We start from the raw sequence: 22,914 nt of genomic DNA, 5'->3' as shown, positions 1-22,914 counted from the left end.
GGCTCCGGTTGACGACATGGAAGAAGTCACTGTCGACAGGTGTGCATCCAGAAAGGAGGAGCGTGAGCAGCCCCGCGAGCGCAGTCGCGTGGAGGCGCAAGGACCAGAACCTCGCCCTCTTTAGAACACGTCCGGCGCTTACGCGCGATGCCCGGTCAGCGATATGGAGACAAAGAGCACGCTCACCGTCACTCGGACGAGACTGCAGGAATGCTCGCCCCGACCTCCAGCCCCCGTCATCTGGGGTTCGCCCTGCTCAGCCGCGACAGACGACAGATACACCTACATCTACGACTGGACCTGTCCAGTGAACAGGTGTAACTCGGCTTCGGTTTGTTTAACGGCGGGTTGCTGACAGTCGGCCTTCGGTGGTGATCTCGAAGGCGTTCAGGGCGGCCTTCCATCGGTTCATCCAGCGTTTGCGGCCCTTGCCCGTCGGGTCCAAGCTCATGATCGCCATGTAGACGCACTTGAGTGCGGCCTGCTCGTTGGGGAAGTGGCCGCGGCCGCCCCGCGGGCCTTGACCGCCCGGCGGATCCGGGCGTTGACCGACTCGATCGCGTTCGTCGAGCAGATCACGCGGCGGATCTCCACATCAAAGGACAGGAACGGCACGAGCTCCGCAGGCTGGGACCACTACTACAGCACGTACATGCTCACTGTTTCCCTATCAGCCAGGATGTCCCCTTGCAGATCCGCGGGCCGTAGGTATAGATCTTTCCAGTCTCACTCGTCGCAATCAGGATCGCGTCCGGCTCCGGATTGGTGCAATCGCTGTCCGCGACGCCGTAGGGATATCCTTCCCCAGGATCGAGGGTCAGGAAAGAACCACCGTTCGACTTCCACCCAACCGTGACGGTTTCCTGACTGTAGTTGATGATGTGAAACATCGCCTCGGCGCGAGGTTGACAGGCACTCGAGGCCAGGGCGCCCACGATCACCAGCCCCACGGTCAACACCCGAGCTCTGGAGGTCGCGCAGGCTCCATCCGTATTTCGCATAATCACTCAGTCGCTCCGTACCCGCTCGATCTCTGGCCCTCCCAGCGTACGCCGGAAATGCCGATCTCAGGGGACCGGCCCTGGTACGCTCGCTCGTTCTCCGATCCGGCCGGCCTGCCAGTTCCGGCCGGATCGGAGGATCCGCATTTCTCGCGCCGCCCCGACTTATGGAAGCTTGGTGGCGACGAATTGACTCAGCGGAACGTCAACGAAGCGGGGGAACTGGTTGTCGGGGAACGAGTAGCCGCGCGTCCAGCAGCTCAGATTCACGGCGCTCGTGCTGACCGTATACGAGACGACTATCTTGCTAGGGTCCGAGAGCAGGCCCGGCTGCACCCTCGCTCCGTAGACACTGGAGTATTGAGGATTGGTCTTCGTCTCCGGGGGCGTGTACAGGTCCACCTGCTCGGAGCCGAATCCCCACGGGCTCTTGGCAGGCATGGCGACGATCTTCCCGGGCGCCTCGGACGCCGGCGTGTGCCGCACCAGCCAGAACAGGCCGTTGATCTGGACGACGCTGAAGTCGATTTCAGCCTTTGGTTGCAGCGGCTTCGATTGGGCACAGGATGCCGTCCACTGAGCGGATCCGTCGCCCCCCACACCGGCGTAGTAACGCCACTTGCTCTGGCCGACAAGGTCCGAGTCGTCGACCGTGCGTGCGAGGTAGACCGATTTTTCCGCGTCTGTTCCGCTCGCCTCCCAGCCGTATATGTAGGTGTACCCGCCGTAACTGAGGAGGGAGGAACCCCAGATGACAGGGGCCGGAGGCCGGGGCGAGCATTCCTGTAGTCTCGTCGGAGTGACGGTGAGCGTACTCTTCGCCTCCAGATCGCCGACCGGGAATCTCACGTAAGCGCCACGGGTGTTCTCGTCCCCTACTCCCTCGTAGTAGAACTTGACCACTTCATCTCCGTTGACGACCTTCGAGTCCCCGGTCCAGAACTGGCCGCCCTCGCCCACCGGAGTCTTCGCGTATCGCGACCAAAAATCGGTGCTCGTGTCCGTCTCCCGGCATGTGCTTCCCCCCGTGATGGTGCGTAGCGCGGACCCGTCCTGGATGACCACCGAGTTGCGGATGTAGCTGGTCTCGCTTCCGGTCTGCCGCTTGCTCGGGCTGCCGAGGAAGGTGTCGGAGAAGAACCATGCTCGCTTTCCCGAAGGGAGCTTCACGGCCTGGGCGGCGTCCCCGCCGCTCCAGTCGGCGCACCCGGCGTTGCTCGCGTATCCGCCCCACATTGCGTTCAGAGCAGTGTCCTGCTCCGCATCGGCCTCCTTCACCATTGAGGCGGTCCAGTTCACGGGCTGCTTTATGGAATCGTCATTCGGGATTGTCAGCGACAGCAGCCAGAGTTCCGGGCGAACCACGATCAGCGTCGCGACCTCCCCCGCGTTGATCTTTATGCTCAGGTCGCGTGGACCCTCCCCTTCTTTGGCCTCGACACCAGCCCACCGCAATGGCGTCCTCGACACCAGGTTGTCCCATGCGATGAGGAAGTAGTGCAGATTGGCCACTGTGGGCCTGCTCTGAGAGGGCGCGTCGACCCGGACGGACACCCTTCCGCTCCCGGTCGAGGATGGGGTCAACTCGATGTAGGAGGCGCCGCCGTGCCATAGCGCGGTGCTTCCATTGGCCGAGTCGCCCCAGCTCATGGTTCTCTCCGCCGATCGCCTGGGCCGCCTGACAGACGTGTCTTTGAGCTTGGCATTGTCACGCCAGAGAGTGGACGCGTGTGTGTGGGCATAGCCGTCCGCGCTGCCGATGAAGGCTGACAGATTCGCGGTCTTCCCGGTCAGCCGGTAGTTGGCCACCGCGAAACCCAGCAGCTCGTTTTTCAGATTGAGGCCGTAGCCGGCCAGAACCTGTTCGATCGCCTCGATCGGGTGCACGATGAGCGTGCTGTCAATCGCCTCCCAGGTCTTCCTGACGAAATCGACCGTACCGGTGCGCTCGGTCAGATATTGCGCGAGTATGAAGGCTCCATATTGTCGGCTTCCGGCCAGGCCGTCGCTCGAGTTCACCGCGCTTTCCGGATTGCTCAGAAACGCGTACAGGAGCCTGGCATAAGCCTTCCAACCCGGCCCTTGAGGGTCGTTCCGCTGGTACACGACATCAGCAGCCCACTCCGCGGTCGCCTCCATCCACCAGTTGACCGTGGTGAGGCTTCCGAGCAAGTTGAGGTTCGGAATGTAGTGGTATTGAACCGCATGGAACAGTTCGTGTCGGATAAGATAGGTGTACCAGTCCTCGTCGCGATAGGGATTGCCTTGGCCATCCACTTTCGCTGCAGGGTCTGTCGGCAGGAAGATGACCGCCCCGCCGTCAATTATGTCCCCGAAGGGGAAGGTCAGGCCAGGGTTGTTGTTGATATCGAAACCGATGTACACCTCGGTCTTGCTTCCGGTCAGGCCGTACCCCATCGACTGATATTGGGACCAGGCCACTCGCATTGACGACTCGATCTTGTCGATCGCGTCGGGAACGCCGTTCATCGGGGCCAGGTCGACGTCCGGAAGTCCGTCCATTGGCGTGCCATAGTCCGGATTCACCGAGAACCCGTCGATGTTGTAGTAGATATCAAACTGATGGTTCATTGAGAACGACCGTTTACAGGTGAACCAGTACGTGAACCCGGTATACGGTGTGGCGCAGTCGACCCAGGAGGAGGCCGACTGCGATGAGACGCGGCTTTCTCCGGGCCGGACGGCGAGACTCCGCACCCAGGCCTGCGTTTCCGGCGACGCCTGCTTAACCAGCGAAAGCGCATACGTTAGCGTCAGACCGTCCTCATGGGTCGTTTTCGCCTCCGACTTGAATCTCTTCGGGAGCCGGCTCGGATCCGCGACTCTGAGAATGGTGTCTCGGACGTACTCGTCGACGCCGATCTCTCCTCGAGACCAGGCCTTGGAGATTTTATCGTCATCGCCGAAGTCGGGTTTCCGGGTTTCCGGCTGCTTGCGTAGTTCGCTCTCTGGCCGCTCTACCGGTCGATAGGGCCGGGGCGACTCGTTGCCCAGGATCGGATCTGGTGTGGGCGAGACGGCCGCCGGTGTCGGAGCCGACATCGGCGTCTGGGCGCTTGAGGGCGTGGCCGACTGGAGAACCGATGCGAGTACGCCGATCACCGTCAGCGCCGCCAGCCGCATCAGGAGACGGTTTCGATGTGGAGGTAACAATGCTCCGCCTATCGTGGGACACGACGAACAGGTGAACTGGGCAGCCTTGTCGCAACGCAAGCTTCAGCCACGGCCTTCGCGGCTCCGTCGACTGACGTGTGCGTTTACGGACAGGTGGTCGGGAAGAAGGCCACGGCGTCGAAGACCACGCTCTCGTCTCCCACGCCCTCGCCGTTGAGCGTGCTCAAGGAGACCTTCGGCGTGCCGGAGAAGGCGAAGACGCCGAGGGACACCCAGCGGTTGGCCTGCTGCCCCGCATTCGCCTTCACCGGCCGCTGGGAGATGACCCTCGATCTGATGCCCTGGGCGGTGTGCACGTCATAGCGCGCCTGCCTGGTGTAGCCGTAGTGGTCCGGCAGATGCACGAACACCTGTGCCGGTCCGTTGATCTGCTGGTTCAGCGTCCAGGTGCCGATGACTCTCATCACGGCCCCGTTGTGGCTCGCGTTCCGCGCGTAGCCGAACCACTCGTGGCCGCCGAAGCCGTTGCCGAGTTGTTGGAAGTCCGCCTTGGCAGGCACGCGGCCGGCGGAATCACGGCCGAACTCGAGAGAGAAGGTTCCGGAGTTGGTCCAGCCGCTGTTGTCACAGCCTCCGCGGAACGCCGGCACCGTGCTGGGGACGTCATCGACGATCTTCGCGCCGGACGGTAGCCCTGGGGTCTGGCATGGATACCAGTAGTCCTGCGGGTCCTCTCGTTCAGTGCTCCTCCACTTGTCATCCGAGTAGCGGATCGTGCCCTCGTTCCCGCACTGCGTCGTGCAGTCGGACTTCCAGGTCTTCGGCATGTGCCACCAGCATTTGAAGTCCGCTCGCAGGCAGGTGCCCGCCGTACTGGTGGCGGGCGATTCATAGTTCGTGGTGCCGGGCTGACAGTTGTTATCCGCGGTGCAGAAGGCGTTGACGTCGACCGCGAACAGGTTCGCCTTCTGGATGACGGGGACGACGGCCGAGCGGTAGTCGTTGTGGTTCCACCACGCGGCGTTGTAGCCGGCCTGCTCCACTGTCTTGCCTTGGGCGGGGTCCCAGTAGGTCTTGGTGATGGGCCAGGCGGCCCAGCCGAGCACCTTCTCCTGGTAGGGCCAGTACTGCGGCGTCGCCGCGTCCGCGTACGTGTTCCCGTCGAGGAACGGATGCCGCCCCGGCTTCCAGTAGGAGTTGGAGGGGTTGTTGGTCCAGCCGAGTCCCCAGGCGCCGTTGTTCGGGTCGCCGTTGGCGTCGGTGCCGTTGGCCTCCTTCTCGGGATGCCAGCCCGAGTTGTAGGCCCAGATCGCGTAATACCAGTTCTCCAGCTTGGCCGCGTTGCCGTCGTTCGCCTTCATAGCGCCGCCGGTGTCGATCCAGATCTGGTTCCACTTCTCCGTCAGGGTGCGCAGCCCGGCGGCGATGTTGGTGACGTAGTCCAGGGCCACCGCCTTCTGCTTGTCCGCGGGCCACGCCGTCTCCCCGGGCCGTTCCGACCCGGCCTTGCGCATGTGGTCGGTCTGCTGCGATATGCCGTACCCGCAGTCCGCCTTCGAGAAGTCGATGGCCCAGTCGTTGGAGGGGTCGTCGTCGTAGATGTCGACCCCGTAGTAGTTGCCCACGAGAGGGTTGCCGAGTTCGCCTTCGGCGACCCTCCGCTGGGCCTGCCAGAGATTCGACTCCTGAGCGAGGATGCCAAGCATGATGTTCGTCGGCACCCGCCCTTTCCCCTCAAGGTCGTAGGCGGGGAACTCGGCCTGCGGAGACCAGTTGGTGAGCTTCAGGCTCTTCCAGTTGCTACGCGTCACCTGCAAGCGCTTCTGGACCAGCTGGTCGACCGCCCATTCCACCTGCCGCCAGTGCGGCTGATAGACCTGCAGGTTGGGATCATTACGCGGGACCGCGCAGGTGTACCCGTCGTCGATCGGGCTCTCCGCCGCCAGGGCCGCCCCACTCGCAGACGTCGCGGCCGGCTTCTCCGCCGCGCCGACGGTCTTCTTTGCCCTGCTTTTCGCGATGGCCGCGAGACGAGGGTTCAACACGCTTCCTGTACGGATCTCAGGGGCCTGCCTCGCCGCCGGTGAGACCTCGAAGTTCAGGTTGGCCTCTGTCGCCGGGACCTCTGCCGCCACGTCGATCGCTTCGGGTCCCCCGCTGTCCTTGCCAACGCCCGGGATGCGTGTGTCCCTCGGGTCACCGCGCAGTCCTTGCCTGAGGCCGCTCCGAGCCGCGCTCTTTACGACCAGCTTTCCGTCCGAAGAGATCTGCCCGGCGGCAGGGCCGGGCAGGAGGCTCGTCTTCCCCGGCAGGCTCCGGACCTCGTCCGTCTCTCCCAGAAGAAAGACCCGGCCGTCGCTCCCGGAACGGACCGATAACGCCCCGAGCGGGCCTTTGGCCAGCATGCGCGTCTTGCCTTCCGCGTGGTATCGGACGGTGACGTCTCCTGTGGCCTGCTCGGCGAACGCAACGCCTCCCTGTGCGTCCACGTGTACGTCGAAGGGCACGGAGGCCGCGACGGCCAGGCTCTTCATCTTTCCGGTAGTGGACAGCGACACCAGCGCATTACCCCGGGCGGCCACGAAGCCGTCCCGGTAGGGCACGGCCGAGGTGATCTGTCCGGGGATCACCACCGAATCGGTGACTTTCCCACCGCCGGTCTCCACCCGGAGAAGCCGGCTGGTCGGGTGCTCCTCATCCGCCCCCTGGGTCAGCGCGACCGTACCGTCCGCGCCGCAGCCCGGATTGAAGTACGCCAGCGTGACCTGATCCTTGAGCTTCGTCACCGCACCGCTGTCCACGTCGATGATCGCGGCGAAAGCTCCCCGGGCGAAGAGCTGAGGCCGGTTGGTGAAGTGCCGCGGTGCGTAGACGGCCATTACACGCTTCCCTGACCCCGTCAGACATGCGTTCCCAATCCATTGGTCGGTGTCCATGCCCGGCTCGCTGAGCGTGGCCAGCGTCCGCCACTGGTACCCGGTGCTTGCCTCGGCGACGAGCAGGTGGAACCCGGTCGAGTCTCCGGCGGTGGCTAAGGCCAGATCCTTCGACTCCTGCCATCCCTTCGGCAGTACGCGGTCGCGCTGTGATGCCTCCACAGACGAACGATCCGCCGTACCTCTGACCGGCTCCGCCACAGCTTGCATCGACGGCGGCGAATTGGTTCCCGCGCCGGATGCCGCAGTCTTCGCCTGCACCGCCTCCACCCCGCTCACGATCGAGGCGGCGATGACCACAGACATCACAAGAGCGGTACACGACAGTCGAGCGGTTGCCACTCGAACCTCCGTCTCCGTCGCTTCTACAGCCGCTAGGGAACAGGCGGGAGAGTCGCTGTTCGACACGCCCGCAGGAGGGCCTCTATGCGAGACCGTTCAGCTCGATTCCGGCATGGACCGGCCGGAGTGAGAAAACAGACGACTCTCCTTCTCCGGGAGACTCACCCGCAGATCAAATAGATGTGGGTTATGACAATTTGCGTCATCGGTGGAGGTCTTTTCGACCGTGTCATCAGCGGAGTTAATTTGAGAACTCGTTGCTCAAGGGCTCGGTTGATCGGGGCCGGACTCCGTGGCCACGGCAAAAGTGACGGTCAACAACGGAAGCACCAGCGAGACGAGGCCGTGATTCATGCGAGTAAAGGACCGCGTGTGATCGCTTATCCCCCCATCTTGGATTTCTAGCGGCTCAGCTTAAAATTTCGCGGCACCCATGAACGCTATTAGGAGCCGGATACCCTTAGCCACCGCGCGATTTCCAAGGGATAGCTAATAGTTGAGCCGCAGCAGGTGCTTTTATCGTGCGCGGTCGCCGCAACGACCCTGGCACCGGATCGCCTGTAGCTGCATAGCACGACACGCCGCGTATCGCAATATGCGCAGATTTCCTAGGCACTTGGGATTGGAAGACGGCCTTTACGCTACAAGATTTCACGGTGCATCAGATCGGATGCCACAGCAACAGTCATACAATGTGATCCAGCTCACATTACGGAGTGAATGCACCCGTGTAATTTGCGTGAGTAGCTCTCATGCCATCTCGCACAGAACGCTGGTCCGGACAGCGCCGGCACTCTACCCTCCCGCCAACCGGCCATCCATTGACGTCCCGGGCTTGACCGAACAGGACGGCAGCGTACACAAATGTCCAATAACCGTGCAGGGAAAGTCAAAAGACATCTCCCCCAGCTCACGTACGCTGCTCGAATATGGCAACTGAAATCGGAATCATCCGAGCGAGCGCCTCTTGGGGCGCCACCGTCATATGCCCGCCGTCAGGGCGTAGCTGCGCGAGGCCATCGGTATCTCGACCAACCACGGGCGACGACACGACGCGGGGCGCCCGGAGCCGACCGCCGATGCGGAGCGGGTAGGCCGAGTAGTTGTTTGACCCAAGGCAAAAACCGCTCACTTTGTAGGCGAGCTCGCCCGAACCAGCCAGCCAACCAGGTAAAGACCAAGTCAGGGTTCATTGCCGGCCACTGCCATGTAATTTATATCAACCAACGATCTTGATTGCCCCAACCGGTCACGTCTCAGACGCCGGAAAAGATTTCTTGCATCCAGCCATCCAATAAGTGACGATCATTCCGACGAACAATGGGCAGCGAAAGAAAGCGAGGCCGACTTGCGGCAAGCCGGAGTTGCGAGCAGAGCACTGTTCGCGTCACTGCTGGCCGTGGTGGCAGCTGTTTCTGTCACCACGCCGGCCAAGGCCGGGCATGACGGCAACTGTCGAATCGACTACGAGGACGGCGATCTCTGCCTCTACCAGGACATCAATAACGGCGGAGGCATGCTGGACTTCACGCGGACCGACAAGGATTACACGTCCGCGGCGGACTACTTCTACGAGCCGGGCCAACAGGGCCAACCCACGGGCTGGAATGTAAACGACGCGGCCAGTGCGCTGAAGAACCGAGAACTTACTTGCGAGTGGTATGTCTTCGAGGACATCGAATGGGGCGGAGATGGATTCCGCTACCCATACGGTCTGGATTTTCCGGATCTCCGTTATCTCAACATCGGAAACTGGAACGACCGGATCAGCTCACACTACAAATGGACTGGCACTCAGGAGTGCACGAACGGTTCCACCGGCCAATGAGCGCGGCATGTAGCGAGGAGATAGATTGGCTGCCAACAAGCGAGGATGGCGTTACACGACATTCTTCACGGCACTCGCCGTAGCCGCTGCGACGGTAGTGGGCGCTCCCCGACCAGCCCTGGCCGGCCACGACGGGTACTGCGATGTCGCGGCCGAGGACGGCAACCTGTGCCTGTACCGGGATTCGGACTACACGGGCGGCATGCTCGACTTCACCCGGACCGACCATAACTACACATCGTCAGCAGATGTGTTCTGGATAGATTTCTCGGAAAGCGGAATCAACATCAATGACCAGGTCAGCTCGATCGTCAACGCCGAGACCCGGTGCGTCTGGTACCTGTACCGCGACATCGAGTTTGGCGGCGGCGGCTTCTGGCTTCCGATAGGGACCAATATCAGTAACCTGGCCTTGGTCAGCGGCAACTACAATGACGCGATCAGCTCACACTATAAGTGGACCGGCACCAAGGAATGCACGAACGGATCCACCGGGCAATGAAGCGACGTAGAGCATGGAGAGTCAGATGAAGCAGACGTTGACGCGTCGTATGGCTCGCATCCTGGCGGCAGTCGCCCTGGGGAGCGCCACGGCGGTGCTATTGACCGCACCGGCGAAGGCTGGGCCGGCCGGCGCCAACGGATATTGCTTTGAGGGAGAGTTGTGCCTGTACCGGTTGCTGGCTGGCGGCGAGCGGGTGGACTATTACATTCCCGACTCCGATTTCACCGACGACAACTACTGGTACCTCAGCGGGTCCACTTGGGCTCAGTCGTATCTGACTGTCAACAACACCGCGAGCCGTGCGGAGAATCTCGACCTATCATGCAGCGCAGTGCTGTGGCAACTCGTCGGCGGAAGCGGGACCTCGGTCGTCATGTATCCGGGGATGCGTATCTCGGACATGGCCAACGTCGACTTCGACAACAAGGCGAGCGCCGTCACGTGGCGCTGCCCCTGAACCTGCGAGTTTCCCAAGGCTCTGCCCAGACGAGAAGAAAGGCAGCTAGGTGAGCATTCCTATCTCCGGTAAGGTGAAGGCCGCCGTCACGATTGGTTTCGTGTCACTGGCGACCGCATGCGGAAGTGCACAGGCCGCATCAGGAGCCCAGTCGGGCACCATGGAGGTGGCGGCCCGGCTGGACACGATTCAGAACTTCTCCTTCCCTTTGGATCAGTACAAGGAAACCCCCGCCCAGCGGGCCCAGCTCACGAATGGGCTGCGCTCGGCTCTCGGCAAGTGCATGGAGAGGTTCGGCTTCGCCAACCGCTTCACAGCGAAGGTTCCCGTTGGTACCGATCCCTTCCCTCGTGACCGGCGCTACCTGTTCATCGATCCCGATCTCACTGCCAAATACGGGTACGCCGGAATGCCGCAGAAGGACGACTCGGACAAGGACGCTCCCGACGCCGGCAAAGCACGCTCCGACTCCGCCCCCTCGCGCGCCCCCATGTCGGTCGAGGAACAGTCCCTGCTCACAGGACAGGGCCAGCAGACGGTGAACGGCAAGAGCATGCCCTCGGAGGGCTGCACGGGAGAGGCGCGGCGGGCGGTCTCCGCCAGCACCTCGGCGGACGACGAGTGGCTCCTCACCAAGCTGGAGAATCTCGCCTCCGATCAGTCCGAGCAGGCGCCGGGCGTCGTCGAGGCGACGAAGGCGTGGAGCCAGTGCATGCGGCGGGCAGGCTACGCCTACGACACTCCCCAGCAGGCATGGGAGGACCCCCGTTGGGGACCGCGCCGTGACGGCGGAGCACTGTCCAAGGAAGAGATCGACACGTCCACGACGGACATGAAGTGCAAGCTCGAGGTCAACTACCTCGGCCTGCGGGCACAGGCGGAGGCCGACGCGCAGCGTCGGCTCATCACCGAGAACCAGGAAGCGCTCCGCGCCTACCAGAAGAACCTTCAGATTAAGGTGCAGAACGCAGACAAGCTCCTGGCTGGGTGAACGGCTCACGCATCACGCGCTAGCAGGCGTGCATAACCCGATCAACCGCGGCAGCCGGTAGTACCGTCGGAACACCAGGAAAGGCGGCGCGCCGAAGCCAAGCGAAACCGCGATGTGCGAGCCAGGAACTCGACGGTGGAGCGGCTGATCTCGAGTGTGGCGGCGTATGTGACAAGGGTGGACGCCTGGAGTTCCTGGTAGCGAAGTTGATCCGTCCCAAGACACTTCCTGCCAGGGGCTCCACCCTTGCTGATCACCAGGGGGTGCACACCTCGACGATCATATCGGTCGCAAACGGCTATAGGACAAGGCCTCTTATGACAGCCTGCGATCAGTCCATCACCAATCACAATCTTGACTTTAATATGTCAATAAGAGATGATTTATCCTTAGCTTGTTGTCCAACCTGCCTGCCGACGGCGTTCACGCAACATGCCAGCGGGTGTGACGGTTTTGCCGACGTCAGGATGGTGAGCCGAGGTCCGGTTTCTCGACCCGGCGGTGGTCCAAGACCGGCCACGCTGTGGCGGGCAGGACGGGTCCCGGGCGGAGATTGCGAAACCCCTTGGGGACCTGAAGGACGCCGGCCGTCCCTGGTGACCCTTATGCGGTCGCGTCATGGATGTCTTGCCGGTTCTCCCTGGACCCGGTCGGTAAGCGGTCACCCTCCACCTTGACATCCGGCCACTCATGGCGAATCGTCGTACATATATAGGACACTGACGTCCGATTAACGGACAAGAAATCTAAAAGACGAGCAGAGGAGGCGTCATGCCGTACTACCGCGTGGTCGGTGAGGTGCCGCGCAAGCGCCACGTGCAGTTCCGCGCGCCCGACGGCGGGCTGTACAAGGAGGAGCTCATGGGAGAGGAGGGCTTCTCCTCCGACTCCTCGCTGCTCTACCACCGTCACGCGCCGACCGCCATCGTCAAGGCCGAGGCCGTGGACGCGGGCGCGCCCGGCCTCACGCCCAACCTGCCGCTGTCCCCACGCCATTTCCGCACCCAGGACCTGACGCCCGACGGCGACCTGGTCTCCGGGCGGATGCTGCTCGCGGGCAACTCCGACGTCCGCATCTCGTACGCCGCGACGCGGACGCCCAGCGAGCTGTACCGCGACTCGATGGGCGACGAGTGCGTCTACATCGCGCGCGGCAGGGCCCGGTTCGAGTCGGCGTACGGCGCGCTCGACGTGGCCGAGGGCGACTACGTGGTGATCCCGACCGGGACGATCCACCGGTGGGTGCCCGAGGGCCCGGTGACCGCGCTGGTGATCGAGGCGGCCGGGCACATCAGGCCGCCGAAGCGCTACCTGTCCCAGTTCGGCCAGTTCCTGGAGCACGCGCCCTACTGCGAGCGCGACCTGCGCGCGCCGGCCGAGCCGCTGCTCGTGGACGGCGAGGAGGTCCAGGTCCTGGTCAGGACACGGGGCGGGCTGACCAGGCTGACCTACGCCCACCACCCCTTCGACGTGGTGGGCTGGGACGGCTGCCTCTACCCGTACGCGTTCAACATCCAGGACTTCGAGCCGATCGTGAAGCGCACCCACGCGCCGCCGCCGGTCCACCAGACCTTCGAGGGCCCGGGCTTCGTCGTCTGCTCGTTCTGTCCCCGGCCGCTGGACTTCCACCCGGAGGCCGTGCCGATCCCGTACAACCACCACAACGTGGACTCCGACGAGTTCATGTTCTACGTGGGCGGCGACTACACGGCCAGGAAGGGGTCGGGCATCGACGTCGGCTCGATCTCGCTGCACCCGGCCGGCTTCACGCACGGCCCGCAGCCGGGCGCGGTGGAGGCCGCCGTCGAGGCCGTGCGCCAGGGGCACACCGAGACGACCGAGATGGCCGTCATGATCGACACGTTCCGCCCGCTCGACCTCGGCCAGGCCGCCCTCGCCTGCGAGGACACCGGCTACGCGTGGACGTGGGCGAGATGAGCTTCGGGCTCGACAACCTGCCGTACGGCGTGTTCTCCCGGCCCGGCGAGCCCCGCAGGGTCGGCGTCCGGGTCGGGGACCAGGTCCTCGACCTGGCGGCCGCCCTCGGCGGGGACGTCTACGCCGCGCCCAGCCTCAACCCGCTGCTGGCCCTGGGCCGTGCGGCCTGGCAGGAGACGCGGGCGCGGGCACGCGAGGCGGCGGCCACGGGCGACCACCTGATCCCGCTGGCGGAGGTGACCCTGCACCTGCCGGTCGAGGTGGCCGACTACGTGGACTTCTACGCCTCGCTCGAGCACGCGTCGAACCTCGGGCGGATGTTCCGGCCGGACGACGAGCCGCTGAAGCAGAACTGGCGGCACCTGCCCGTCGGCTACCACGGGCGGGCGGGCACCGTCGTCGTCTCTGGGACTCCAATCAGGCGGCCGTGCGGGCAGCGGCCGTCGTTCGGCCCCTCGCAGAAGCTCGACATCGAGGCGGAGGTCGGCTTCGTCGTCGGGGTGCCGACGCGGCTCGGCGAGCGCGCGGGCGCGTTCGAGGACCACGTCTTCGGGGTGGCGCTCGTCAACGACTGGAGCGCCCGCGACATCCAGGCGTGGGAGTACGTCCCGCTCGGGCCGTTCCTGGGCAAGTCGTTCGCCACCTCGATGTCCGCGTGGATCACGCCGCTCGACGCCCTGGAGGAGGCCAGGGTCGAGGGCCGGTCGCAGGAACCGGAGCCGCTCACCTACCTTCGCCGCCAGGCGCCCTGGGGGCTCGACCTCACCCTGCACGTCGAACTGAACGGCGAGACGGTCTCGACGCCGTCGTTCCGCGACATGTACTGGACGCCCGACCAGATGCTCGCCCACATGACCGTGAACGGCGCCAGTCTTCGCACCGGCGACCTGTTCGCGAGCGGCACGGTCTCGTCCCCCGGGCAGCCCGGCTCGCTCATCGAGCTGACCTGGAACGGCGCGGAGCCGGTCAAACTGCCCGGCGAGACCCGGACCTTCCTGGAGGACGGCGACACCGTCACGATCACGGCGTGGACCTCGCACGGCATCAGCCTCGGCGAGGTCTCGGGAAGGATCCTTCCGGCGACTTAGCGTGTTCTTGTCGTCACCCGTCGCTATCTTGGGTGCCCGTGAAGCCACGCACCCTGCCTCCCGCCGCCCGCGCCCTGCTCGCGGCGCTGCTCGTGGCCTGTCCCGCGCTTGTCGCGGGCTGCGCCGTCCGCGTGCCGCCCGCGCCGCGCATCACGATCAGCCCGGCCTCCGGCGCCGTGGCGGTCCCGCCGGATGCCGGGCTGGTCGTCAGGGCGGAGGGCGGCACGCTGACCAGCGTGCTGGCTTTCGCGGGGCGCGACCCGGTGCCCGGCGCCTTCGACCCGGCCCGCACCGTGTGGCGGTCGTCGCGGACGCTGCGCCCCGGCACGCAGTATGTCGTCAACGCGGTCGCGACCGGACCCCAGAATGTCACCGCCCAGGTCGCGGGGCGGTTCCGCACGCTCACCCCGCGCCGTGAGGTCGCCGTCGCCTCGATCGTCCCGTACGACGGGGAGACCGTCGGGATCGGCATGCCGATCATCGTGACGTTCACCAGACCGGTCGAGGAGCGCGCGGCGGTCGAGCGGGCGCTGGTGGTCCGGGGCCCGACCGAGGGCGCCTGGCACTGGGCGAGTTCCACCCAGGTCGTCTACCGGCCGCGGACGTGGTGGCCGGCCGGCGGCGAGGTGCGCGTCACCGCCCATCTCGCCGGCGTCCGCGCCGCCCCCGGCACGTACGGCTCCGCCGACCGGAGCGTGGCCTTCACCGTGGGGCGGGCCATGGTCAGCACGGTCGACACCCGCGCCCATCAGATGGTGGTGCGGCAGGACGGCAGGGTGGCCCAGCGCCTGCCGATCAGCGCCGGCATGGCGACCACCAGGGAGTACACGACCACGAGCGGGATCCACCTGACGATGGACAGGGGCAACCCCGTCCGCATGGTCTCGCCGGGCCGCCGCAAGGGCGACCCCGGCTACTACGACAAGCTCATCGACTACGCCGTGCGGATCTCCAACAGCGGCGAGTACGTCCACGCGCTGGACAACGTGTGGGCGCAGGGCCGGGCCAACGTCAGCCACGGCTGCGTGAACGTCCGACCCGACCAGGCGCGGTGGTTCTACGAGCACGCGCTGCGCGGCGATCCCGTCATCGTCACGGGCACCACACGCCACCTGGAGTGGAACAACGGCTGGAGCTACTGGCAGCTCTCCTGGCCCCGATGGCTCGCCGGCAGCGCCCTCCGGCACGACGCGGCCGAGACCCCTTCCGCCGTCTCTTGACAGAGATGGCCGCGTCCAAGTCAGCGTCCTGCATTACGGTCGAGTCATGGCAGTAGCAATTGATCTGACCCTTTACTGCGACAACGCGCGGCTCCTCGCCGAGTTCTGGAAGACGGCGCTCGGCTACGTCGACGAGATCCCGGCAGCCCGGTACGCGACCAGTGAGGAGTCGTTCGCGCGGTTCGACCTGCCGGCCGGCGGCACCGAGGACGACGGCGCCTGCCTCTGCGACCCCGAGGGGGTCGGCCCCCGGCTCTCCATCCTCCGGGTCCCCGAGCGGAAGACGGCGGAAAACCGGCTCCACATCGACGTCCGCGTGCCGGGGGACGGCACGGCCGCCGACCGGTGGGAGCGGATCAGGGCGGAGGCGGCCCGGCTGGTGCGCGCCGGCGGCACGATCCTGGAGGCGTTCGACGACCACATCCTGATGGCCGACCCGGAGGGCAACGAGTTCCGCGTCACCGCGTCCCCTGTATGAAACCCGGCGTGATACCGGGCTCTCTGGGAGACCGCGGCCGTACGCGTTAGGTTTGAGGAGGAGGAACCCGACCCGAGCGGTGTTCGTTCATTGCTATGGAGGCGGCAATGGACCCCTGGATCGTATGGCTCATCCTGGCGGCGGTGCTGGGTGCCGCGGAGATCTTCACGCTGACCGCGGCATTGGGCCTGCTGTCGGTCGCGGCCCTGCTCACGACCGTCGTCGCGGCCGTCGGGCTGCCGCCCGCGATCCAGCTCGCCGTGTTCGTCGTCGCCTCCGCCGCCGGCCTCGCCGGGGTGCGCCCGATCGCGCTCCGGCACATCAAGCAGCCGCCGCCGAAGCGCTTCGGGGTGTCCGCGCTCGTCGGCAAGTCCGCGTACGTGACCAAGGAGGTCACCGGCAGGGACGGCCGGGTGCGGATCGGCGGCGAGGAGTGGTCGGCCCGTGCCTACGACGAGACGCTCGTGATCCCGCCGGGGGCCACGGTCGACGTCATGGAGATCGAGGGCGCCACCGCCCTCGTGTACCCCCGGGAGTGAGCAATGGACGCAGCAGTGATCGCCGGAATCGTCATCGCGTTCGTCGCGATCCTGACGGTGCTGCGGGCGGTCCGGATCGTGCCCCAGGCCAGAGCCGGCAACGTCGAGCGCCTGGGCAGGTACTACCGCACGCTCGGCCCCGGCCTGAACTTCGTCATCCCCTTCATCGACCGGGTCCGCCCGCTGCTGGACCTGCGCGAGCAGGTGGTGTCGTTCAAGCCGCAGCCGGTCATCACCGAGGACAACCTCGTCGTGGACATCGACACGGTGCTGTATTTCCAGGTCACCGATCCCCGGGCGGCGGAGTACGAGATCGCCAACTTCATCCAGGGCGTCGAGCAGCTCACGGTGACGACGCTGCGCAACGTGGTCGGCGGCATGGACCTGGAGAAGACGCTCACCTCGCGTGACATGATCAACAGCCAGCTGCGCGGCGTGCTGGACGAGGCCACCGGCAAGTGGGGCATCCGGGTCAACCGGGTCGAGATCAAGGCGATCGACCCGCCGAAGACCATCAAGGACGCGATGGAGAAGCAGATGCGCGCCGAGCGGGACAAGCGCGCGGCGATCCTCACGGCCGAGGGCCAGCGGCAGTCGCAGATCCTCACGGCCGAGGGTGAGAAGCAGAGCGCGATCCTGCGCGCCGAGGGCGAGCGCACCTCGCAGATCCTCAAGGCCCAGGGTCAGTCGCAGGCGATCGACGAGGTGTTCCAGGCCGTGCACCGCAACGACCCCGACCCCAAGCTGCTCGCCTACCAGTACCTCCAGGTGCTGCCCCAGCTCGCCCAGGGCCAGGGCAACACGATGTGGGTGATCCCGAGCGAGGTCACCTCGGCGCTCAACACGCTGTCGAAGGCGTTCACCGAGTCGCTGCCCGCGAGCCGGGCCACCGTGACGGACGGCAGGGAGCACGAGCGGAGGACGGCGGGCAGCGAGGCCGTCGCGGAGGCCGAGCGCGCCGCAGCCGAGGCCAGGGCGGCGGCCGAGGACAGCGAGCTGGGACCGCGCCAGATCGAGGCCGGCCGCCCCGGCCTCGGCGCGGACGGCGTCCCCAACCCCGACCCGGCCCACGCCGTGCGCCCGGACGAGCGGCCGTAGCCCGGCGTCAGACCATGGCCAGGAAGGCGGCGAGCTCGTCGGCCGAGGACGTGGAGATCCCCACGTACCCGTCCGGCCGGACGAGGGTGTGCCGCTCGCCGCCGTACGGCCCGGCCGGCGCGTACGCGCGCGCCTCGGGACCGCCGGGGACGCGCGGAGCGGGGTCGGGGGACAGCAGGGTGAAGTGCGGGCCCCGCAGCAGGTCGAACATGCGGGCCCGCGTCCCGTCCGCCAGCGGGAGCGGGCCGTCCGGCACCCGGTCGCCGCCGCGCCGGGCGAGCGAGCCGCCCCGGTAGCTCAGCGAGAGCTGGTAGGTCTCCTCTCCGCGTTTGCAGGACTTCTTGTCGGCGAGATCCACGCTGAGGCCGAGCACCCGGGCGGCGACGGGCCTGCGCTCCTCCTCGTAGGTGTCCAGCAGCGCCTCCGGCGCCCCCGCGAGCACCCGGGCGAGCTTCCAGCCCAGGTTGTAGGCGTCCTGGACGCCGGTGTTGAGCCCCTGCCCGCCCGTCGGCGGGTGCACGTGGACGGCGTCCCCGGCCAGGAAGACCCGGCCGGACCGGTAGCGGTCGGCGAGGCGGATGTTCACCCGGTAAAGGGAGGACCACAGCAGCTCGGTCAGGCGCACCCGGCGCAGCATGGACCTCTCGGCGAAGATCCGCTGATATCCAGACAACGTCTGCTCCGGCGTGACCCCCGGCTTCAGCGAGGCGAGCATCTGGAAGGTGTCGGTGCCGGCCATCGGGTAGAGCGCCACCATCCCCCTGCCCGGCCGCACCCAGACGTGGATGTGGTCCCGGTCGAGCCCCTCGACCCGTACGTCGCCGAGGGCCATCCGCTCCTCCTCGCGGGTCTCGCCGATGAAGCCGATGCCGAGGGCCTTGCGCACCGGGCTCCTCCCGCCGTCCGCCGCCACCAGGTAACGCGCCCGCAGGCTCTCTCCCGTGCCGAGCCTGGCGGTCACCCCGTCCGTGTCCTGCTCGAAGCCGATCAACGCGCTGCTCTGCGCCACCTTCCCGCCCAGCCCGGCCAGGCGCTCGCGCAGCACCGCCTCGGTGCGCCACTGCGGGTGCATCAGCACCGTCGGGTACGGCACCGCGTCCGTGGCCGCGGCGGGCCTGTGCATGCGGGCCTGCCAGATCGGCACGGCGCCCATCCTGACCCGCAATGGCGGGTAGGGCGTCGCCGCCGCCAGGATCGGGCCGATCACCCCGAGGTCGTCGAAGACCTCCTGCGTGCGCGGTTGCAGGCCCTTGCCCTTGGAGCCGGCCGCGGGCTCGGGCGCCTCGTCCACGATGCGGAAGGCGACGCCCCGGCGGGCCAGGTCCACGGCGAGGGTGAGCCCGGTCGGACCGGCTCCGACGATCAGTACGTCCGTGTTCTCATGCATGTCCCGACCGTGACAGGCGGCTCTGCCAAACCCCTGTCAGGCTCCTGCCGCGCCAGATCCCTGTCAGGCTCCTGCCGCCTGATGTCGGGTCAGGACGCGGCGACGGCCACGCGGTCGGCGAAACGGGTGTAACGCGACAGCTCGTCGCGTGTCGGGGCGATGATCAGCTCTCCGGCGACCTGTTCGATGCCGGCGCGCAACGCCTTGGCGGCTCTGCGGGCCCTGCGCCGCCCTCCGGCCCAGGCGAACACCCGGCACAGTGCGGCGATCAGCACCCCGGCCAGCGCGCCGCCCAGCAGGAGCACGGTCGGCCACGGCGCCCGGCCGACCGTGGGGGTGGGAAGTCCGGGCAGCATGAGGTAGTCCAGCGCGAAGCGCACGAGCAGCCAGATCGCGCCCGCGGCCATCGCGGCGACGGTCAGCCACTGTGCGGTCCCCGCCACGCGCCACCACCGAGGGGCGCTGGAGACGCGGCCCGAGGTCGCCGCGGCGACCGTGCGGTCCAGGGCGTCCTTCAGCTCCTCCGACCGCGACCGCGCCGCGTGCCGTACGGCCGTCGCCCACGGCTCGGGCACCGAGGCCGAGGCCGCGGCACCGACGTCGCGCAGGGCGGTGTCCACGGCCGAGACCTCCACGACGGTGGCCGCGGGCAGCGAGGAACGGGCGCCCTTGGCCAGGTGGAGACGGCGCAGCGGATCGGGCCGCAGCCTGCGCAGCCAGCGCGTCACCGGCCAGCCCGTCGCGGCGATCGAGCGGTGCCGGTGCGACTTCGCGACGGCCTCGACCGCGGCAGGCACCCCCGCCGCCTGTGCCAGCGCCCGCGTCAGAGCCCTGTTCACGGCGACCTCCGGCACCGCGGCCTGTCCCGGCGCGGGCGGGGTGTCCGCCCAGAGCGCGGAGGCGGCCGAGGCCACGTCGGCGGCGAGCCGGGACGACCAGGCGCGGCGGAGGGAGACCTGACGGTCGAGCAGCGCCCGCAGTTCGGGGACGCCCTCGCCGGTGCGGGCGGAGACCCCGAGCACCGGAACCCCTTCGAGCCCGTCGGCCGCCAGCAGGCCGCGCAGGTCGTCGAGACAACGCTTGACGGACCGCTCAGGCAGCCGGTCCACCTGGTTGAGCACGACGACCATGACGTCCCGGTGCCGGGCGAGCGGGCCCAGGTAGCGCTCGTGCACGGCCGCGTCGGCGTACTTCTGCGGGTCGAGCACCCAGACCAGCAGGTCGACAGCGGCGACCAGGCGGTCGACCTCCCTGCGGTGGGACAGCTCGATGGAGTCGTGGTCGGGCAGGTCCAGCAGGATCAGCCCGGACGCGTCGCCCTCGACCCTGTGCCGCAACGGGACGTCGAGCCAGTCGAGCAGCGCTCCCGAGCCGTCCGGGCCCCACAGGGCCGCCTGCGCCTTGGCGGTCGTCGGCCGGGTCACCCCCACGGTCGCCAGCTCGGTCCCGGACAGGGCGTTGAACAGCGACGACTTGCCGCTCCCCGTCGCCCCGGCGAGGGCGACCGCGGTGTGCTCCACCGACAGGCCGCGCCGTGCGCCGGCCCGGGCGACCACACCGCGGCAGTGGTCCACGGCCTCCTGACCGAGCCGGCCCTCCGCCAGGTCGGCGGCCTCCGCGAGCGCCTCCAGGCGGTCGTCCAGCGACACCTCCGCCTTCCTGCGTGGGAGCTTCAAAGGACGCCTCTCTCCTGTACGGCCTTGGCGGCCTCCCGCAGCCGGTTCGCCGTCTCCGGAGCCGGGCCCAGCCCCTCCACCAGACAGGTGAATCGGGTGCGTTCCTCGTCGAGCAGCGCGCGGACGCGCCGCCGCAGGTCCTCACGCGCCTCCTGGGTCAGCGTGCGTACGGCCTGGTCGCCGAAGACGGCTTCGAGCAGCTTCTGGCTGAGCACGCCGGTGCCGCCGGCGATGCCCAGCTCGATGCCGGTGATCCCGCCGGTCGTGGAGAACACCGCCAGCATGATCAGCACGCCGAGGCTGTTCACGCCGAACGACGCCGCCCGGGCGAGCGTGCGCCGGTCGGCGCCCTCGGAGCGGACGAGGTCGAGCACGTGACCCTGCCAGTCGCGCACGGCCACGCCGGCCCGGGCGGGCAGATCGGCGGACGCGCGGCCGAGCCGCCCGGAGACGGCGACGCCGGACTTCTCCAGCAGGTCGCGCCCGGCGGGCAGGGCCAGCCACGCCTCTACGGCCCGCTCCGCGGCGGCGTCGGCGGTGGCGCGGATCAGCGACTCCACCCCGCTCTCCAGCGCGACCCGCAGCTCCCTGTCGGGCGCCGGGCGACCGCGGAAGGCGGCGGCGAGGCGGTCGCGCAGCCAGCCGATGCGGGACTCCAGGGCCCGCATGAGGTCGCCGGTGCCGACGAAGTCCTGCCAGCGGGCCAGCACCTCGCCGCGCAGCAGCCTGCCGTCGCGCATCCCCTCGTCGAACGCCGACATCGCCACGTCGTACGCCCTGCCCGCGATGTCGCGCAGCTCGGCGATCCCCGCCCGCTGGCGCTCCACCCGGTCGGCCAGGTCGGGCACCCGGGTGCCGAGGCTGTCCAGGGCGCCGGACAGGGTCCGCCGTACGACCTGGGCCCGCGCCTTGGCGTCCACGGACAGGTCGGCGAGCCAGGTCGCGATCGGCTGCACGACGTGGCCGGGCAGCCGGGCGCGCTCCGACGGCAGCTCCAGTTCGGGTACGGCGAACAGCGGTGTGCCGCCCAGGCCGTTCTCCCGCAGGAGCCGGGTCAGGTCGGCGGCCACGGGTTCGCGTGCCTCGGCCGGGACCCGCTGGAGGATCACCGCGAGTGCCGTGCTCCGCTCCCGGGCCAGGCGCAGGAAGCTCCACGGCACCTCGTCGGCGTACCGCGCGGCGGTCGTGACGAACAGCCACAGGTCTGCCGCGGCGAGCAGCTGCGCGGCCAGCTCGCGGTTGGCCGTGACGACGGAGTCGATGTCGGGGGCGTCGAGCAGCGCCAGCCCGGGGGGCAGGGCGTCCACGGGGGCGAGCCGCAGGGTGCCGGGCTCGCCGCGCCCCCCGCCGGCCGGCCCGCCCGTCACCCTCGCCAGCCCGGGCAGGACCGTCGTGGAGGTGAACCAGGCGGCGTCGGCGGGGTTGCACACCAGAGTCGGCGCGAGCGTGGTGGGCCGCAGCACCCCAGGCTCGGTCACGAGCATGCCGGCCAGCGAGTTGACCAGAGTGGACTTGCCCGCCCCAGTGGAACCGCCGACCACGGCGAGCAGCGGCGCATCGATGGCCGACAGGCGGGGCAGCAGGTAGTCGTCGAGCTGCCCGAGCAGCTCCCTCAGGACGCGCCGGTCCGCCGCGGCGTCCCCGATCTCCAGGGGGAACAGGTCCTGATCGAGGTGACGCCGCAGGCTCTCCAGGGCGGCCCGCAGCCTGTCGTTCCCCGCCATAATTCCGACCTTCCCTGTGGAAGGCCGCCGAATCAGCCGCTCCGGTCCGTCAGGCGGTGGGAGTGGGCGCGGGCAGCAGCACCTTGCACTTGTCGTACGCCTTGGCCGCCTTGGGGTCCGTCGTGGCGAGATCGCGCACACGCCCGTCCGCGGGCAGCTCGGCACCGTTGTCCTTCATGCAGGTGCGGAACGCCTGCATGGCCTGTGGATCGGCGCCGCGCCGGCCGCCGAACCCGCCCCGGCCGCCTTGCGGCATCAGGGCGCGGCACGCCTCGAACGCCTTGCTCATGGCGGGGTCCATCGACCGGAACCCGCCGAAGCCTCCACTCGGTCTGGCGGTCGGTCTACCGGTGGGCCTGCCGCCGGGCATCCCGGACGGACGCCCGGTCGGCAGCGTGACGCCGTTCTTGCGCAGGCACTCGGTGAACGCCGCCCGGGAGCCGGCGCTCGAACCGCCGCCGGCGGCGGCCTGCGGGGTGGTCGTGGCGGCGGTGTCGTCACCGCCGCCGCAGCCGGTCACCGTGACCGCCAGGGCCGCCGCGGCGACCGCGATGGACAGGTATCGCAAGGG

17 protein-coding genes and 1 pseudogene are annotated in these 22,914 nt (G+C 67.6%); 10 read left to right on the top strand and 8 right to left on the bottom strand.

The window, feature by feature from the left end; genetic code table 11:
- Positions 1-337: 337 nt before the first annotated feature.
- From FH610_RS31415 to FH610_RS31400, 4 genes and pseudogenes are all read right to left on the bottom strand, one after another.
- A pseudogene (locus tag FH610_RS31415) lies at positions 338-621 on the bottom strand (transposase); the annotation flags it as partial.
- A gap of 35 nt (positions 622-656) precedes the next feature.
- Positions 657-950 (bottom strand): hypothetical protein, encoded by a 294-nt coding sequence (locus FH610_RS31410; protein WP_139578795.1) that lies wholly within the window; start codon positions 948-950, stop codon positions 657-659.
- Positions 951-1,166: 216 nt separating this feature from the next.
- Complete coding sequence (locus FH610_RS31405) at positions 1,167-4,145, bottom strand: hypothetical protein (protein ID WP_139578792.1); 2,979 nt, start codon at positions 4,143-4,145, stop codon at positions 1,167-1,169.
- A 134-nt stretch (positions 4,146-4,279) separates the two neighbouring features.
- Positions 4,280-7,234, bottom strand: a complete 2,955-nt coding sequence (locus FH610_RS31400) for a golvesin C-terminal-like domain-containing protein (RefSeq protein WP_139578788.1) — start codon at positions 7,232-7,234, stop codon at positions 4,280-4,282.
- A gap of 1,528 nt (positions 7,235-8,762) precedes the next feature.
- Here FH610_RS31400 and FH610_RS31395 point away from each other — a divergent pair.
- From FH610_RS31395 to FH610_RS31350, 10 genes are all read left to right on the top strand, one after another.
- Positions 8,763-9,242 (top strand): peptidase inhibitor family I36 protein, encoded by a 480-nt coding sequence (locus FH610_RS31395; protein ID WP_139578785.1) that lies wholly within the window; start codon positions 8,763-8,765, stop codon positions 9,240-9,242.
- A gap of 25 nt (positions 9,243-9,267) precedes the next feature.
- On the top strand, positions 9,268-9,744 hold the full coding sequence (locus FH610_RS31390; RefSeq protein ID WP_139578782.1) for a peptidase inhibitor family I36 protein: 477 nt from the start codon (positions 9,268-9,270) through the stop codon (positions 9,742-9,744).
- A gap of 25 nt (positions 9,745-9,769) precedes the next feature.
- Positions 9,770-10,204 (top strand): hypothetical protein, encoded by a 435-nt coding sequence (locus tag FH610_RS31385; protein ID WP_139578779.1) that lies wholly within the window; start codon positions 9,770-9,772, stop codon positions 10,202-10,204.
- Between the two features lie 49 nt (positions 10,205-10,253).
- Positions 10,254-11,195 (top strand): hypothetical protein, encoded by a 942-nt coding sequence (locus tag FH610_RS31380; RefSeq protein ID WP_139578777.1) that lies wholly within the window; start codon positions 10,254-10,256, stop codon positions 11,193-11,195.
- A 771-nt stretch (positions 11,196-11,966) separates the two neighbouring features.
- A complete protein-coding gene (locus FH610_RS31375; protein WP_139578775.1) occupies positions 11,967-13,133 on the top strand; it encodes a homogentisate 1,2-dioxygenase in 1,167 nt (388 codons plus the stop codon).
- A complete protein-coding gene (gene fahA / locus FH610_RS31370) occupies positions 13,130-14,221 on the top strand; it encodes a fumarylacetoacetase (protein WP_139578932.1) in 1,092 nt (363 codons plus the stop codon). The genes FH610_RS31375 and fahA overlap by 4 nt, the downstream gene beginning before the upstream one ends.
- A 38-nt stretch (positions 14,222-14,259) precedes the next feature.
- A complete protein-coding gene (locus tag FH610_RS31365; protein ID WP_240809313.1) occupies positions 14,260-15,441 on the top strand; it encodes a L,D-transpeptidase in 1,182 nt (393 codons plus the stop codon).
- 46 nt (positions 15,442-15,487) lie between these two features.
- The gene (locus FH610_RS31360; protein ID WP_139578773.1) at positions 15,488-15,919 is read left to right on the top strand and encodes a VOC family protein; all 432 of its coding nucleotides are present in this window, start codon (positions 15,488-15,490) and stop codon (positions 15,917-15,919) included.
- Positions 15,920-16,026: 107 nt separating this feature from the next.
- Positions 16,027-16,458 carry an NfeD family protein gene (locus FH610_RS31355; protein WP_079319517.1) on the top strand — a complete coding sequence of 144 codons (432 nt, stop codon included), beginning with the start codon at positions 16,027-16,029 and terminating at the stop codon, positions 16,456-16,458.
- Positions 16,459-16,461: 3 nt separating this feature from the next.
- On the top strand, positions 16,462-17,556 hold the full coding sequence (locus tag FH610_RS31350) for an SPFH domain-containing protein (RefSeq protein WP_139578770.1): 1,095 nt from the start codon (positions 16,462-16,464) through the stop codon (positions 17,554-17,556).
- A gap of 7 nt (positions 17,557-17,563) precedes the next feature.
- Here the strand turns inward: FH610_RS31350 and FH610_RS31345 are convergent, their stop codons facing one another.
- The 4 genes from FH610_RS31345 to FH610_RS31330 form a co-directional block, all read right to left on the bottom strand.
- Positions 17,564-18,943, bottom strand: coding sequence for an FAD-dependent monooxygenase (locus tag FH610_RS31345; RefSeq protein ID WP_139578767.1), 1,380 nt, complete (start codon positions 18,941-18,943; stop codon positions 17,564-17,566).
- A gap of 89 nt (positions 18,944-19,032) precedes the next feature.
- Positions 19,033-20,619, bottom strand: a complete 1,587-nt coding sequence (locus FH610_RS31340) for a YfjP family GTPase (protein ID WP_139578765.1) — start codon at positions 20,617-20,619, stop codon at positions 19,033-19,035.
- Positions 20,616-22,343, bottom strand: a complete 1,728-nt coding sequence (locus FH610_RS31335; protein WP_139578763.1) for a P-loop NTPase family protein — start codon at positions 22,341-22,343, stop codon at positions 20,616-20,618. The genes FH610_RS31340 and FH610_RS31335 overlap by 4 nt, the downstream gene beginning before the upstream one ends.
- A 49-nt stretch (positions 22,344-22,392) precedes the next feature.
- The gene (locus tag FH610_RS31330) at positions 22,393-22,911 is read right to left on the bottom strand and encodes a hypothetical protein (protein ID WP_139578760.1); all 519 of its coding nucleotides are present in this window, start codon (positions 22,909-22,911) and stop codon (positions 22,393-22,395) included.
- Positions 22,912-22,914 lie beyond the last annotated feature (3 nt).

The organism is Microbispora catharanthi, from assembly GCF_006334915.2.
Taxonomy (GTDB): domain Bacteria; phylum Actinomycetota; class Actinomycetes; order Streptosporangiales; family Streptosporangiaceae; genus Microbispora; species Microbispora catharanthi.
The sequence above is the reverse complement of the archived record's forward strand: the minus strand, read 5'-3'. Positions and strand labels throughout refer to the sequence as shown.

What these genes read in the sequence shown, in the direction of transcription:
- FH610_RS31405 (WP_139578792.1), bottom strand. Translation starts at nt 4,145, where the DNA reads ATGCGGCTGGCGGCGCTGACGGTGATCGGCGTACTCGCATCGGTTCTC.
- FH610_RS31385 (WP_139578779.1), top strand. Translation starts at nt 9,770, where the DNA reads ATGAAGCAGACGTTGACGCGTCGTATGGCTCGCATCCTGGCGGCAGTC.
- FH610_RS31375 (WP_139578775.1), top strand. Translation starts at nt 11,967, where the DNA reads ATGCCGTACTACCGCGTGGTCGGTGAGGTGCCGCGCAAGCGCCACGTG.
- fahA (WP_139578932.1), top strand. Translation starts at nt 13,130, where the DNA reads ATGAGCTTCGGGCTCGACAACCTGCCGTACGGCGTGTTCTCCCGGCCC.
- FH610_RS31360 (WP_139578773.1), top strand. Translation starts at nt 15,488, where the DNA reads ATGGCAGTAGCAATTGATCTGACCCTTTACTGCGACAACGCGCGGCTC.
- FH610_RS31355 (WP_079319517.1), top strand. Translation starts at nt 16,027, where the DNA reads ATGGACCCCTGGATCGTATGGCTCATCCTGGCGGCGGTGCTGGGTGCC.
- FH610_RS31350 (WP_139578770.1), top strand. Translation starts at nt 16,462, where the DNA reads ATGGACGCAGCAGTGATCGCCGGAATCGTCATCGCGTTCGTCGCGATC.
- FH610_RS31345 (WP_139578767.1), bottom strand. Translation starts at nt 18,943, where the DNA reads ATGCATGAGAACACGGACGTACTGATCGTCGGAGCCGGTCCGACCGGG.
- FH610_RS31335 (WP_139578763.1), bottom strand. Translation starts at nt 22,343, where the DNA reads ATGGCGGGGAACGACAGGCTGCGGGCCGCCCTGGAGAGCCTGCGGCGT.